Below are 14,573 nucleotides of genomic sequence, written 5' to 3' on the forward strand. Positions count from 1 at the left end.
CCGGGCCGCCCCCGTGGTTGGGGGAGTGGCCCGGCCGGCGCCGGTCAGCGGCCGAGCAGGTCGTGCGCCGCCCGGATCTTCGCCCACGAGGCGGGCTGCGCCGGTGCGGCGGTCGTCCGCGCGGCGGTGGCCACGTCGGGCCGGCCGGGGGTGAACAGCCAGGTGGTGAACACCGCGTCGAGATCCCGCCCGGAGATTCGCTCGGCGAGCGCCTGGAACTGCCCGACGGTGCCCGTGCCGTACTGCCGCTTGGCCGTCCAGGTGCGCAGGATGCGGAAGAACGCCGCGTCGCCGACGGCGAGCCGGATCTGGTGCAGCGCCATCGCGCCCCGGTCGTAGACGGCGTCGTCGAAGATCCCGCTCGGGCCCGGATCGCCGGGGCGCACCTGCCAGAACTCGGAGCCGGCCGGATAGCTGTCGTAGGTGAAGTCGAACAGCTCCTGCGCGGTGCCCTCGCCCTGCTCCTCCGACCAGAGCCACTCGGCGTACGAGGCGAAGCCCTCGTTGAGCCAGATGTGCCGCCAGTCGGCCACCGACACCGAGTCGCCGAACCACTGGTGGGCGTTCTCGTGCACCACCACGTACGTGTTGGCGCCGCGCCGCCAGAAGCCGGGGCCGTACACCGGGCGGGTCTGCGTCTCCAGCGCGAAGCCGATGCCGTCGACCGGCCCGGCCACGCCGCCCTGCGCCTCGAACGGGTACGGGCCGAACAGGCCGCTCTCCCAGTCGACGATCTCGGCGGTGCGTTCGATGCTGGCCCGCGCGGCCGGCAGGCGCTCGCCCAGCGTGGTGCTGTACGCGTTCACCACCGGCTGCCCGTTCGGCGCGGTGTCGGTGACGATGTCGTACTGACCGATGGCCAGGAACGCCTGGTAGGTGGCGCCGGGCTTGACGCTGCGCCAGCTCCACCGGGTGCGGTTGCCGGCCTCGGGCAGCGGGTCGCGCGGCTGCACGCCGTTGCTGATCACCTCGACACCGGTGGGCACGGACACCGAGACGTCCCAGGTGGCCTTGTCCTTCGGGTGGTCGTTGCTCGGGTACCACCACCAGGCCGACTCGGGCTCGTTGACGGCGAGCGCCCCGTCCGCGGTACGCGCCCACGCGGTGTAGCCGTAGACGGTGGTCTGCGACGGCACGCCGGCGTACTTCACCACGACGGTGAGCTGCTGCCCCTTGGTCGGCGGCCGGGCCGGGGTGATCACCAGCTCGTGGTCGCCGGCCCGGGTGAAGCCGGCGACCCACCCGTTGACCCGCACCGACTCGACGTCGAGTGCGAAGTCCAGGTTGAACCGGGACAGGTCCTTGGTGGCGGTGGCGAGGATCGTAGTGGTGCCGCTGAGCCGGTCGGTGGCCGGCTCGTAGCGCAGCCGGATGTCGTAGTGGCCGACGTCGTAGCCGCCGTTGCCGTAGTCGGGGAAGTAGCTGTCGCCCAGCCCTGGACTGCCCGGCGTCGGGGTGGCCGCGGCGGGTTGCGGCCGGCCCCATCCGCCGGGGACGGCCTGGGCGGGCGCGCCGGTCACTGTGGTGCCGGCCGCGGTGAGGGTCAGGGCGGCGATGGCCGCCGTGAGTGCGCGTCGCACGGTGGGACTCCCTCCGTCGGGTGTCGTCACCGTCAAGCTAATCGACACATGTGAACATATCTGTCCCGTCCGGCCGATCTCGGCTATTCAATTCTTGCGAATGTTTCGATAGCATTACCGACCAGTAACAGCACCGATCCCTCGGCCACGCGCGCGGTCAACGGGCTCCACCACCCCTGCCCCGTGGAGGCTCTGTCATGTCCCGTCGCGTCCGTACCGCGTTCGCCGCCGTCCTGGCGGCCGTCCTCGGCGCCGTGCTCCTGCCCGGCGCCGCCCGGGCGGCCACAGTCAACTACGTCGCCCTCGGCGACTCCTACTCCTCCGGGGTCGGCGCCGCGCCGTACGACCTGTCCACCTGCCTGCGCAGCCAGAAGTCGTACGCCCCGCTCTGGGCCGCGGCCCATTCGGTCACCAGCTTCAAGTTCCCGGCCTGCGGCGGCGCGGTCACCGCCGACGTGCTGAACAACCAGGTCGGCCAGCTCAGCAGCAGCACCACGCTGGTCACCATCACCATCGGCGGCAACGACGCCGGTTTCGCCGACGTGATGACCAGTTGCCGCTTCGGCAGCACGTCGAGCTGCGAGAGCGCGGTCAACGAGTCCAAGGCGTTCGCCACCGCGACGCTGCCGGGCCGGCTCGACGCCACGTACACCGCGATCCGCAACCGGGCCCCGAACGCCCGGCTGGTGGTGCTCGGCTACCCGCGGCTGTTCGAGACCGGCTCCTGCGGACTGCTCGCCATGAGCAGCTACAAGCGCACCATCCTCAACCAGGCCGCCGACACGCTCAACGGCGTCATCGCCGGCCGGGCCACCGCCGCCGGGGGCACCTTCGTCGACGCGCGGCCGTTCTTCGCCGGGCACGGCGTGTGCGCCGCCGACCCGTGGATCCGCGACGTCAGCGGCGTCATCGAGGCGTACCACCCGAACGCCAGCGGCTACCGCTACGGCTACCTGGCCGCGCTGACCGCCGCGATCGGCTGATCCGTACGCGAGGAGGGGCCCCGCTCGACACCCGTCCGTCGAGCGGGGCCCCGCCGCGCCGGGTTGCATCGAACGTCGACAATGGTGCGACACCGCATGTGGCCCGGAGGTGACCATGCGTGAACCGGCGACCCGGCCGCGGCCGGTCCGCGAGCAACTCCCGGCGGGTGGCCCGGAACTGCTCACCCTGCTGGCCCGGCTGCTGCGGCGTCCACGCCGCGGTGACCGCCGGCTCCCGCTGCTCTGGCTGGTCCGGCCCACCGGGGACGGCGCGATCGCGGCCCTGCTACGGCGTTTCGCGGCGCGCCGGGCCGGGCGGCGGGTACCGCACGCCGTGCTGGACCTGACCGGCCGGCCGGCCGGCGACGACGTCGCGGCCGTGCTGCGCGAACTGCACCGGCAACTCTCCGTGGAGGCGTTCGGCGCGCCCCGGCTGCGGTTCCGGCACTACCCGCTGGCCGACTGGCTGATGCACCAGACGCTCGCCGTGGACCTGGACGCCGCCGACGGCGGCCGGGCCGCGCTGGTCCGCCGGCTGCGGGACTGGCGGGGACGGCGGACCGGTGACGATCCCCAGGTCGGCGGCGACTCCGGCCTCGGCGCCGCGCTGCACCTGCTGCTCTGGCTGCTGTGGCGGGCCGTGCCCGGCGTCGTGTTCCGGATCGCCGTCTCCGGCCGGGTGCCGCTCGTCGGACGGCAGTACCGCTGGTTCATGCGCCAGCAGTACCTGGCGCCCCGGCAGTCGGTGACGTTCCTCGGCTTCGCCGAGCGGCTCACCGCCGGCTGGCGCGACGGCGAACACCCGGCCCAGGTGGAGAAGCTACTGCTGCACGCGTTCCTGGAGGACCTGCGCCTGGCGTACCGGCGGCGGTTCTGGCGGCCCGGGGACTGGCGCCGCACCGCCTATCCGGTGCTGGTGCTCGACGGCGCGCGGCCGGACAACGTCGGGCACACGCTGGTCCGGCTCGTCGACGAGGTGCGCAACGAGACCGGCCGCAACGACCCGCTGCTCGTCGTCGCGGTCGCCGCCGACCCGCCGCCGGAACCGGCCGCGGCCCGGCCGCTGGACCAGGCCGAGGAGGCGTACGAGGAGTGGGCCGAGGCGCTGCCGGAGAACCGCCGGCTGCGCCGCCCCGGCGCCTGGCTGATGCTGCTGGAGGCGGACGACAGGGACGTCGACGCCCCGGTGGGAGGCGTCCCGCCCGCCCTTGTCGCGCCCGACCCGCCCTGGTGGGCACGGCGGTTCCTGCCCGCAGCGGTGGCCGTGGCGCTCGTCGCCGGGCTGGGTGTGTGGGCGCACGGGCGGTGGGCGCCGGACTGCCGCCCCTGGCCCGCCGACCGGGTCACCGTCCGGCTCGTGGCCGGGGAGTGCGTCGGCTACAGCGACACCGCCGGGCAGGTCTTCAACAGCGAACCCGGGCAGGACCGGCTGCGCGCCGTGCAGCGGCGCATCTTCGCCCAGAACCGGGCCGCCGAGGAGGTGTGGCGGCGCAGCGAGCACCGCCGTCCCTACCTGACGCTGGTCTACCTGGGCAGCCTCACCGGCAACCGGACCCGCGCGGACGAGGAGTCCTACGTCTCCGAGCGGGAGGAGCTGGAGGGCATGGCCACCGCCCAGTACGCCCTGCTCCAGGAGTCGGCGGCGGCGGACGACGCGGCGCTGCTGCACATCGTGGTGGCGAACGCCGGGCGGCAGATGCGGCACGCCGACGACGCGGTACGGATGCTGGAAGGGCTGGCCCGCGACGACCCCACAGTGCTCGGCGTGGTCGGGCTGGTGGACAGCCGCACCAGTACGGCGGCGGCGCTGCGCGAACTCAACCGGGTCGGCCTGCCGGTGCTCGCCCCGACGCTGTCCGCCGACCGGATGGACGCCAACTCCAGCCTCTACCTGGCCATGTCCGCGCCGAACCGGGACCAGGCCCGGATGGTCGAGGCGTACGCCCGGCAGGTGCTGCGGGTGGGAGAGGCGCACGTCTACTGGACCACCGGCGAGGGCAGCTCGCTCGCCGACGACCTGTACGTCGCCACCCTCGTCGACGGCCTGCGGGAACGCTTCGGCGACCGGCTCACCCGGCTCGACGAGTGGCGCAGCGGGCGGCGGCTCACCCAGGAGTGCGGCTACCCGGGGATGCTCTTCTTCGCCGGCCGCTGGTCGGAGTTCGACGGGTTCATGCGCGCGCTCAAGGAGTGCGGCGCGAACCCGCCCCGGCACCTCGTCGCCGACGACTCGGTGAACCGCTACATGGCCAACCCGGGGCTGCGCGCCAGCGCGCCGGGCAACCTGCCGGTCACGTACGTGTCCAAGGCCGCCCTGGCCACCTGCGCGGCGCTGCGGACCGCGCAGGCCGGGCGCGACGACGCCCGGGGCAGCTTCCTCACCTGGATCGGCGCGGACGGCCTGCTCGACCCGCCCCGATGCAGCGCCGGGACCGGCCCGCCGGTCGGCGAGCGGGTCAGCCTGGCCTACGACGCCACCATGATGACGGTACGCGCGCTGGAGAGCCTCGCCGCCCGCCTGCGCCACGCCGACACCGGCCGCCGCTGGGAGCCCCGCTCGGTCAACCCGGTCGGGGTGCACGCCGAGGTGCTGCGGCAGAACGCCGCCGGCGGCTACCCGGGGGTCAGCGGCCTCATCCGGTACGCCCCGGACTCCGGCGAACCGGTCGCGAAGCGGCTGGCGCTGCTCACCGTGGCGAAGGTGCCCGACGTGGACGCCGCCCCGGTCGAGGTGTTCCACTGCGGCGTGGCCGACACCGGCCCCGACCCCGGCTGCCGCGTCGCCCCGCGCTAGGACTCAGCGTCATGCGTGATCACAAGGTTGGATCTTGGTACGTGCACGCCCCGCGCGGGACGCCCGCGTACCAAGATCCACGGTCTGCTCGTACCCCTTGAGGTCAGCGGGCCGGGGCCAGCTCCGCGGCCGGCGTCAGGTCCGGCACCGCCGGGCCGATGCGCCGCCGGGGCCACCGGCGGCGGCCGGAGGGTACGGCGAGCGCGGCCAGCGCCGCGGCCACCGAGATGCCGGTGAGCAGCAGGAATCCCGCCGTGAAGCCGGCCTCCCGGGGCAGCCCGCTCGGCTGCGGGTTCGCGGTGATCACGGCACTGGCGAGCGCCGCGCCGATCGCGCCGCCGATGGTACGGATGTTGGCGTTCATGCCGGTCGCCGCGCCGGTCTGCCCGGCCGGCACGTTCGCCACGATCAGGTTGGCCGTCGAGGCGAACGCCAGCCCGATGCCGAGGCCCACCAGGCCGCCGGCGACTCCGACCTGCCAGCGGGTGTCGTGCGCGACGGTCAGCATGGCGGCGGCCGCCACGTTGAACACCGCGCCGGTGCTCAGCTGCGCCTTGGCGCTGAACCGGGACTCCAGCCGCCCGGCCAGCAGACCGGCCACGAACATGCCGACGAGCATCGGCAGCATCAGCAGTCCGGCCTGGGTGATGCTGGCGCCGAAGCCGTAGCCGGCGCTGGTCGGGATCTGCGCGAACTGCGGCAGGAACGCGTAGACGGCGAACATCGAGGCGCCGTAGAGCAACCCGACGAGGTTCGTGGTCCAGACCGCCGGCAGGCGCATCATCCGCAGGTCGATCAGCGGGTTGGCGGCACGGGCCTCGGTCGCCAGCCAGGCGACCGCGAGCACCGCTGCCAGCGCCAGCAGCCCGACCACGCGGCCGGAGCCCCAGCCCCACGCGGCGCCCTTGCTGACCGGCAGCAGCAGCGCCACCAGCCAGCCGGACAGGAGTACGGCGCTGAGCCAGTTGATCCGGCCCGGGGTGCGTACCGGCGAACGCGGCACGAACCGGTGCGCGGCGAGCGCGGTCAGCCCGACCACCACCAGCGGGATCCAGAACAGCCACCGGTAGCCCAGGGTGGCCACGATCGGCCCGGCCAGCACCACACCCAGCCCGCCGCCGACGGCCACGACCGCGGAGATCGAGGCCACCGCCGAGCTGACCCGGGCGGCCGGGAACTCGTCGCGGATGATGCCGAACGACAGCGGGAAGACGGCGCCGCCGATGCCCTGCACCACACGGGCGGCGATCAGCACGCCGATGCTGGGGGCCAAGGCCGCCAGCAGGCAGCCCAGCGCCAGCGCGGCGAGCGAGAAGACGAGCGTCTTCTCCTTGCCGACCATGTCGCCGATGCGGCCGACGATCGGCGTGAAGACGGACGCGGAGAGCAGGTACGCGGTGAGCACCCAGGTCACCGTGTTGGGCGAGGTGTGCAGGTCGTGCTGGATGGTGGGCAGCACCGGCGTGATCAGCGACTGGAGCATCGCGAAGAATCCGGTGCCGGCGGCCAGCACGAGGAAGGTGATCCGGCGCGAGCCGCGCCGGGATGAGTGGATCATGTGGGACGACTCCCCGTTCTCGGTACGAGAGTGGTGGCCGCTCGCGCGGTCCTGCGGCGGTGGCGGCCGGACGTCCGGAGTACGCTATCCGGAGGGGTGGCTCCGGTCAGTAACCGGAGGCTTGCCTCCATTAACCTAGCGGAGGGGTGCCTCCGGTTGCAAGGCGGAAGGGGTGACCCGCGTCATGGCCGACGCCGACGTGTCCGGTGAGGTCTTCGCGCGCCGCCCGAAACGGGCCGACGCCCGCCGCAACTACGACGCGCTGATCGCCGCCGCCCGCGAGGTCTTCGGCGAGCACGGCGCGGGCGCGTCGCTGGAGGAGGTCGCCCGCCGGGCGGGCGTGGGCATCGGCACGCTCTACCGCAACTTCCCGCAGCGGCGGGACCTGTTCGAGGCGGTCTACGTCGAGGAGGTGCGCGCGCTCAGCGCCTCCGCCGACGACCTGGCCGACGAGCCGCCCTGGGACGCCCTGGTCGGCTGGCTGCACCGGTTCGTCGCCTACGTGGCCACCAAACGGGCGCTGGCCGAGGAACTGGTGCACGACTCCGAGGTGTTCCGCAGCTGCCGCATCGAGATCTACGCGACCGGCGAGCCGCTGCTGCGCCGCGCCCAGGCCGCCGGGGAAGCCCGGCCGGACGCCGGCTTCGACGACGTGATCCGGCTGATCAGCGGCCTCGCCGCGTACCAGTTCCCGGACCCGGCCCAGCGCGACCGCGTCCTGGCCATCGCGCTGGACGGCCTGCGCCCGCCGGCCGGCGTGAGCTGATACGTCTCGTCGCCCGGCCGTCTGTCGACGTGACGCATCAAGGGCTGCTCTGTGCGGGAGGAAGTCGCGGGTGCGGCCGTGCCCAGCCGACGAATCGAGCGAACAGCGCTTGCGGGCTCGGAGCCTCGTACGGGTTGAGGCGATATAGCTCGTGGGCTGCGTCATAGAGCTGCCCCCACAGGTAGATCGCCATCCTCGTGCTTCAGACGCAGGGATGGGTAGAGGGCGTGCACGGCCTCGGGGTGTTCGTCGCTGAGCGTCCCGAGTCGCTGTAGTCGCGGACGCTGCGAGATCTTGGAAGCTGAAGGCCCTCCCGGGGGCCCTCAGCTTCCAAGATCTGCGTGGGAAGGGATGACGAGGCGCGGCTGACCCCGCCACGCTCCGCGATCGCCGAGAGCGTCGCGCGGACAACCGGCGGCGCGGTCCAGCGCGCCGATCTTGCACTTTCGGCCGGCGAACTGCGGCTTATGCACCCATCCTTCGGGGCCGCAAGTGCAAGATCGCTGAGGTGAGGCGGATCGGTCGGCGGTTCCCGCCCCTGGGGGAACCGCCGGCCGGCGTCTTCTCAGCGATGCGCGTTGCTCGGCCGCCCCCACGGACCGGTGATCGCGAACACGTACCCCGGCGACTGGATGTTGGCGAACAGCGTCCTCCCGTCCGCGCTGAACGTCGGCCCCGTGAACTCGCTGTCGTTGAGTTCGTTGCGGGCCAGCGGGTACGCCTTGCCCTGCTCGGTGACGCCGACCAGGTGCGACACGCCCTCGCCGTCCTCGGCCAGGATCACCCCGCCGTACGGCGAGACGGTGATGTTGTCCGGTCCGTCGTAGTTGCCGTGGTCGGCCTCCGGGTCGGTGTTCACCCCGAAGATGGTCTTCAGCGTCACGGTCTGCCGGCGCGGGTCGTAGAACCACACCTGTCCGTCGTGCTCGTTGGCGCTGCCGTCGTCGTGGCGGGCGTAGCTGGCCACGAAGTACGCGCCGCCGTCACCCCACCAGGCGCCCTCCAGCTTGCGGCTGCGGGTCACCTCGGCGTCGGTGAACTGCTTGCGTACCGACACGGTGCGGGCGTCGCGGTCGGGCACCTCGACCCACTCCACCCGGTAGCGGGTGCCCGGGGTGGTGGCCTCGGACAGGTCGGCCACGTGCGTGTCGCCGCGCAGGCAGCGCATCGCCGCGAGGCTGCCGGCGGTCCCGCCGTCGGGGCGCTGGGCCAGCGCCCGCAGGGCGCCCTTGCCGCCCCGGAAGCCGGGCGGCGGCGTCCACCGGAAGTACAGGCCGTTGGGCCCGCTCGCGTCCTCGGTCAGGTAGATCGAGTGGGTGTACGGGTCGACCGCCACCGCCTCGTGGGAGTACCGCCCGAGGAACGCCAGCGGCACCGGGTCGGTGTTCGCGGACCGGTCGTGCGGGTCGACCTCGAAGACGTACCCGTGGTCCTTCAGATACCGCCCACCGGCCCGCTGCTCGGTCTCCTCGCAGGTCAGCCACGTGCCCCACGGGGTGATGCCGCCGGCGCAGTTGTTGTGCGTGCCGGCCACGCTGACGTACTCGCGCAGCCGCCGCCCGTGCCGGTCCACCTCGATGGTGGTGGTGCCGCCGCGGGCGCCCGGGTCGTAGGTCAGGCCGGGCAGCGCCGGCACCGGGTACGGCTCGTCGCCGCCGATCTCGTGGTTGTTCACCAGCACGGAGCCGTGCGGGCCGCGGAAGCAGCCGGTGCCGTCCGCGTCGCTCGGGGTGGGCTGCCCGGACTCCAGCAGCGTCGCGCCGGCCTGCGCGACGACCGTGTACGAGAAGCCGGGCGGCAGCGCCAGCAGGCCCGCCGGGTCCGGCACCAGGTCGCCGTAGCCGGCTGCCGGGCGGCACGCGGGCCGGGCCGCGGCGGGTCCGGCGATGGCCTCCAGGCTGCCGGCCACCACGATGCCGAGTCCGCCGGCCGCGCCGCCGCGCAGCAGGGACCGCCGGGAAAGAGGTGAGGTCACGTCGTCGCCTTCCTGTGCGCACGATTTGCTGACCGAAGGCAAGCCGGGCCGGGGGAACGGCGGGCGGCGCGCCCGTCCGACGCCGGGTGAACAGTGGACGAATCCCCGGTGCGGAGCGCCCCGTGCCGGTGCGGCGCGCGTCCGTTAGGGTTCCCCTCGATCGCAAACGTCGGAGGGCGGACGGTGGGCAGACTCGCGGCGGCGTACCGGCAGGCGGTCGATCGGCATCGACGGGCGGTGCGGCACTGGGAGGCGGCCCGGCGGCTGCTGGGCGCCGCCGGCCCGGCGCCGGTGGGCAGCCCCGAGCTGGTCGCGCGGCTGGCCCGCCTCGGCGGTGAGCTGGCCGCCGCGGTGCCCGGCACGGCCCGCGTCGCGACCCACCCCGTTCCGGTACGCCTCGGCGCCGCTACCACAGTCGACGGCGCGTTCCCGGTGCTCGTGCCGGTGGGCGCGGGCGCGCACCTGGCGGTCGACGCGGACGCGCGCGACCCGCGCGTCGGCGAGCTGCTGCGGGCGGTGGTGGTACGGCTGCTGACCGCCGCGCCGGCCGGCGCGATCCGGGTGGCCGGCATCGACCAGGCCGCCTTCGGCGCGGCGTTCCTGCCGCTGCGCCCGCTGCACGACGCCGGGGTGCTCGCCGCGACGGCGACCACCGAGGCGGAGACGACGGCCCTGCTCGACCTGGCCGAGCGGCACGCGCGTACCGCCCAGCGGTCCGCGCCGGAGGACCGCGAGCTGCTGGTGGTGGTCGCCGCGTCCGCGCCGCCGCCCCGGGAACTGGCCCGCCTGGCGGCGCTCACCCACGCCGGCCCGGCCGCTGCGGTCTGCGTGCTGCTGGCCGGCCACCCACCGGCCGGGCCGACCGCCGCGCCTCCGTTGGGCGCCACCACCCAGCTGCGCGTCACCGAGCGGTACACGCTCGTCGGCGACCCGCCCGGGCGCCCGTTCAGCACCGACGGCAGCGGGCTGGCCGCGCCCGTGGTGCTCGACGGCGACCCGTCGCACGCCACTGTGACCGCGCTGGCCCGCCGGTACGCCGAGGCCGCCGGCCAGGACGGCGTCACGTTCGCCGACCTGCTGCCCGCGCAGCGCTGGGCCGGGTCCGCCGCCTCCGGGCTGCGTACCGTGCTCGGCCGGGCCGGCCGACGGCCGCTGAGCGTGGCGTTCGACGACGCCACCCCGCACTGGCTGATCGGTGGGCGGACCGGCGCCGGCAAGACCGTCCTGCTGCTCGACGTGCTCTACGGGCTGGCCGCCCGTTACTCCCCGGCCGAGCTGCGGTTGATGCTGCTCGACTTCAAGGAGGGCGTCAGCTTCACCGAGTTCGTGCCCACCGACCGTGACCCGTCCTGGCTGCCGCACGCCGACGCGGTGGGCATCGAGTCCGACCGCGAGTACGGCGTGGCGGTGCTGCGCGAGCTGCGCGCCGAACTGGGCCGCCGCGCCGACCTGCTCAAACGGCACGGGGTCAGCCGCCTCGCGGATCTGCCGCCGAACGCCCGGCCACCCCGGATCGTCACAGTCGTCGACGAGTTCCACGTGCTGTTCGCCGGCAACGACGCGCTGGCCCGGCAGGCGGTCGACCTGATCGAGGAACTGGCCCGCAAGGGCCGCTCGTACGGCCTGCACCTGGTGCTGGCGAGCCAGAGCACCACCGGGATCGAGGCGCTCTACGGCCGGGCCGAGGCGATCTTCGGGCAGTTCCCGCTGCGGATCGCGCTGCCCGGCGGCGATGCCGTGCTGGACCCGCGCAACGACGCCGCACGCGGGCTCACAGTCGGCACGGCAGTGGTGAACACCGGCGCGGGCGCGCCCGGCGCGGACGTGGAGGTGCGGTTCCCTGACGCGCACGCCGCCTCGGCCGACCTCGCCGCGCTGCGCCACGAGCTGCACGCGGCCCGCCCGGCCGGCGCGCGCCCGCCGGCCGTCTTCCGGGGACACGAGACGCCCCGGCTCACCGACGACCCCGCCTGGACGGCGCTGACGCCGGGCGCCGGCCCGCCGTACGCGCTCGTCGGCCGCGTGGTCGACGTCCCCGGCAGCCCGGCCGGCTTCGCGCTCGACGCCAGCCCCGGCCGGCACCTGGCAGTGGTCGGCACCTCGGCGGCCGGCGCGGACGTGCTCCGGTCGGCCACCCTGTCGCTGGCCCGCCAGCACGCACCCGGCGCCGCCCGGTTCCTGTTCGCGCCGCTGGCGCCCGGCACCACCGACGCCGCCGACGACCTGGCCATGACGCTCGCCGCCGCCGGGCACCCGGTCCGGCGCCTGGACGCCGCCGCGCTGCGCGCCCAGCTCGCCGAGGCCGCGACCGGCGACGCCCCGGATTCCGGGCGCACCTACCTGGTGGTGTTCGGGGTGGACGCCGCCGCCACGACGCTGGCCGCCTCCGACCCGGCGACGTTCCGCTCCGGGTACGACGACCTGCGCGCCGTGCTGCGCCAGGGCCCCGCGCGCGGGGTGCACGTGCTCGGCTGGTGGCGCGGGCTGCGCCGGCTCGCCGACGACCTCGGCGGCAGCGGGCACCGCGACGACGTGACCGGCCTGGTCGCGCTCAACGTGCCCGCCGCCGACCTGGGCCTGCACCTCGGCGTGCACGACCTCGCGTACGTCCCGCGTGAGGGCCGTGCCCTGCTCGTCGACCGGCACGAGCACCGCACCGCGCTGATCGTGCCGTTCGCGGCCGGGGGGGACAGCACATGAGTGGGTTCGACGAGTACGCGGCGCTGCTGCGGGAGCTGTCCACCCGGCAGCGGGGTGGGGAGCGGGAGATCGCCGCCGAGGCGGAGCGCCGCCGCGGCCTCCAGTCCGCCGTCGACACGCTCGGGCAGCGGCTCACCGCCCAGGGCCAGCACCTCGACCGGCTCGGGCAGGCGATCGGCGTGCCGATGACGTCGGTCCCGGCCGAGGCGCCGGCACCGGCGATGGTGGCCGGTGGGGGAGCGCCCGGTTCCGCGCCCGGGCCGGGGGACGGGGTGCCCGGCGGCGCAGCCGACGCGCCGGGGCGGCCGGACGTCGGGGCGTACCCCTCGGGGGGTGTTCCGGCGCCGCGGGCCGGCGACCCGGCGGCGGAGCTGGCGGCGGCGGGCCGGCTGGCCGAGGAGGCCGACGGGTACGGGCAGCAGGCCGACGCGCTGGCCCGCACGCCGGTGTTGCTGCCCACCTGGTCCGCGCCGGCGCGGGCGGTGGTGGTGTACGCGGGCTGCGCGCTGGCCGGTTCGCTGCTGATGCTGATCGCGATAGTGGGTTCGTCGCTGCCGGTGACCGGGCTGGACCTGGTGGCGGCGCTGTCCTGCGCGGGCGTGCCGTTGATGTCCTTCGTGGCCGGTCAGGTCGTGCTCGCCCGCTGGGGCCGCCCGGTGGTGGAGGGCGAGGCGCCGCCGGCCGGGCGGTACGTGCCGCTCGGCTTCGTGATCTGCGCGCTGGTCTCCCCGTCCTTCTTCTGCCTCTACCTCCTCCTGTTCCGCCTCCTCCGCTGACCCCTGCCTCACCCCCCGCTCCGTCGATCATGGAGTCACGGCCCCGAGGGTGCGGCATATGTGGCTTGTGGGCGGGCGGAAAGTGCAAGATCGCGAAGGCGGTGGGGCGGGACGGGGCGGTAGGCTCGCGGGGTCGGTGAGCTGGGGGAGGGCGTGTGAGCGCGGCGGAGATCATCGCCAGGCTGGCGGCAGCGGCACAGAAGCTGGACGAGGCCAAGGCGCGCACCGCCGCTGCGGCGCAGGACGCGGCCGAGGCGCGGGCGCTGGTGGCGGGCGCGCTGGAGGGGGCCACGGCGGGCCCGCTGATCGGGGTCATCGACTCCTACCGGCAGGCGCTGGCGCAGGCCGCGCAGGGCGGGGAGCCGGCCCGGCAGCACGTGCAGGAGACCATCGCCAAGGTCCAGGCGCTGGGCAACTGAGCCCGGTCCGGCATGCCGGTTTGCGCTGAGGGCGCGACAAGGGTTACCGGGGCGTAACTTTTCATTGACGTGTGTGAAATCGGACACGCATCATCGTGTCCACGATCGATCGGATCCCACCCGTCCCCCCGGCTCCGCCCGGGTACCTCCCCCCGGAGGTGCAGCCCATGCTGCTCCGAACGATCCTGGCCGCCACCACCGCCGCCACCGTCCTGCTCGTCCCGGCCGCCGCCCAGGCCGCCGCCGCGGAACCCGCGGCCCCGCCGACCACGGCCACCGTCGCCACCGCCGCGGAACGGGCCGCCGCCGCGGCCGCCGACCCGGTGATCGTGGTCGGCGGCCTGAGTGGAATCTCCATCGCGTACGAGCCGATCGCCGCCCGGCTGCGCGCCGACGGCTACCGGGTCTCGATCTTCCAGTTGCCGAACCTCGGCCTCGGCGACATCCGCGAGTCCGCCCGGGCGTTGTCGTCCTACGTGGACCGGGTGCGCGCCACCACCGGCGCGGCCCGCGTCGACCTGGTCGGCCACTCCGAGGGCGGCCTGGTCAGCCGCTGGTACGTCAAGTACCTCGGCGGCGCGGCCACCGTCGACCAGTACGTCAGCCTGGGCAGCCCGCAGTACGGCACGTACGTCGCGAACCTGGTCGCCGTCCTCGGGCTGGGCAGTTGTGCCGGGGTGATCGCCTGCCAGCAGATGACCATCGGGTCGAGCTTCCTGGCCGACCTCAACGCCGGGGACGACACGCCCGGCCCGGTGCGCTGGGCCACTGTGCGCACCTGGCAGGACGAGCTGGTCCGGCCGGTCGACAACGCCGTGCTCGCCGACGGCGCGACGAACATCCTGGTGCAGGCGTGGTGCCCGCTGCGGGTCGTCGGTCACCTGGGGCTGGTGCTGGACGGCACCACGTACACGGCGGTGCGGCAGGTGCTCGCCGGTGCCCCGGTCCAGCCGAACTGCTTCGCGGTCTGACACACGTGCCCGGGCCCGCCGTCGCGCAGGCCCGGGCACGTCCGGCCGGGC

The 14,573-nt window shown here is 74.7% G+C and carries 10 protein-coding genes and 1 pseudogene; 8 read left to right on the forward strand and 3 right to left on the reverse strand.

The annotated features are described in order from the left end of the window. Positions 1 to 44: 44 nt before the first annotated feature. Positions 45 to 1,580, reverse strand: coding sequence for a M1 family metallopeptidase (locus tag ACN27C_RS17975; RefSeq protein WP_422746893.1), 1,536 nt, complete (start codon positions 1,578 to 1,580; stop codon positions 45 to 47). 197 nt (positions 1,581 to 1,777) lie between these two features. Here ACN27C_RS17975 and ACN27C_RS17980 point away from each other — a divergent pair, with 197 nt between their 5' ends. Together ACN27C_RS17980 and ACN27C_RS17985 are read left to right on the forward strand one after the other, a co-directional pair. Continuing rightward, entirely contained in the window at positions 1,778 to 2,563 is a 786-nt protein-coding gene (locus ACN27C_RS17980) for an SGNH/GDSL hydrolase family protein (protein ID WP_121686176.1), read from the forward strand. A gap of 115 nt (positions 2,564 to 2,678) precedes the next feature. Beyond that, positions 2,679 to 5,357, forward strand: coding sequence for a hypothetical protein (locus ACN27C_RS17985; protein WP_422746896.1), 2,679 nt, complete (start codon positions 2,679 to 2,681; stop codon positions 5,355 to 5,357). 103 nt (positions 5,358 to 5,460) lie between these two features. Here ACN27C_RS17985 and ACN27C_RS17990 read toward each other — a convergent pair whose 3' ends face one another. Continuing rightward, entirely contained in the window at positions 5,461 to 6,915 is a 1,455-nt protein-coding gene (locus ACN27C_RS17990) for an MFS transporter (protein ID WP_422746898.1), read from the reverse strand. 172 nt (positions 6,916 to 7,087) lie between these two features. Here ACN27C_RS17990 and ACN27C_RS17995 point away from each other — a divergent pair, with 172 nt between their 5' ends. Beyond that, positions 7,088 to 7,681, forward strand: coding sequence for a TetR/AcrR family transcriptional regulator (locus ACN27C_RS17995; protein WP_422746900.1), 594 nt, complete (start codon positions 7,088 to 7,090; stop codon positions 7,679 to 7,681). Between the two features lie 188 nt (positions 7,682 to 7,869). After that, a pseudogene (locus ACN27C_RS18000) lies at positions 7,870 to 7,956 on the forward strand (GntR family transcriptional regulator); the annotation flags it as partial. A gap of 290 nt (positions 7,957 to 8,246) precedes the next feature. Here the strand turns inward: ACN27C_RS18000 and ACN27C_RS18005 are convergent. Then, entirely contained in the window at positions 8,247 to 9,656 is a 1,410-nt protein-coding gene (locus ACN27C_RS18005; protein WP_422746902.1) for an alkaline phosphatase PhoX, read from the reverse strand. Between the two features lie 183 nt (positions 9,657 to 9,839). Here ACN27C_RS18005 and ACN27C_RS18010 point away from each other — a divergent pair, with 183 nt between their 5' ends. From ACN27C_RS18010 to ACN27C_RS18025, 4 genes are all read left to right on the forward strand, one after another. Further along, positions 9,840 to 12,356: an FtsK/SpoIIIE domain-containing protein gene (locus ACN27C_RS18010; protein WP_422746904.1), complete on the forward strand. Its 2,517-nt coding sequence runs from the start codon at positions 9,840 to 9,842 to the stop codon at positions 12,354 to 12,356. Further along, complete coding sequence (locus tag ACN27C_RS18015) at positions 12,353 to 13,132, forward strand: hypothetical protein (protein ID WP_422746906.1); 780 nt, start codon at positions 12,353 to 12,355, stop codon at positions 13,130 to 13,132. The genes ACN27C_RS18010 and ACN27C_RS18015 overlap by 4 nt, the downstream gene beginning before the upstream one ends. Positions 13,133 to 13,287: 155 nt before the next feature. Next, complete coding sequence (locus ACN27C_RS18020; RefSeq protein WP_013287536.1) at positions 13,288 to 13,551, forward strand: DUF6244 family protein; 264 nt, start codon at positions 13,288 to 13,290, stop codon at positions 13,549 to 13,551. A gap of 167 nt (positions 13,552 to 13,718) precedes the next feature. Continuing rightward, on the forward strand, positions 13,719 to 14,522 hold the full coding sequence (locus tag ACN27C_RS18025; protein ID WP_421498535.1) for a lipase family alpha/beta hydrolase: 804 nt from the start codon (positions 13,719 to 13,721) through the stop codon (positions 14,520 to 14,522). Positions 14,523 to 14,573 lie beyond the last annotated feature (51 nt).

This window comes from Micromonospora sp. WMMD1219 (genome assembly GCF_049315215.1).
Taxonomy (GTDB): domain Bacteria; phylum Actinomycetota; class Actinomycetes; order Mycobacteriales; family Micromonosporaceae; genus Micromonospora; species Micromonospora tulbaghiae.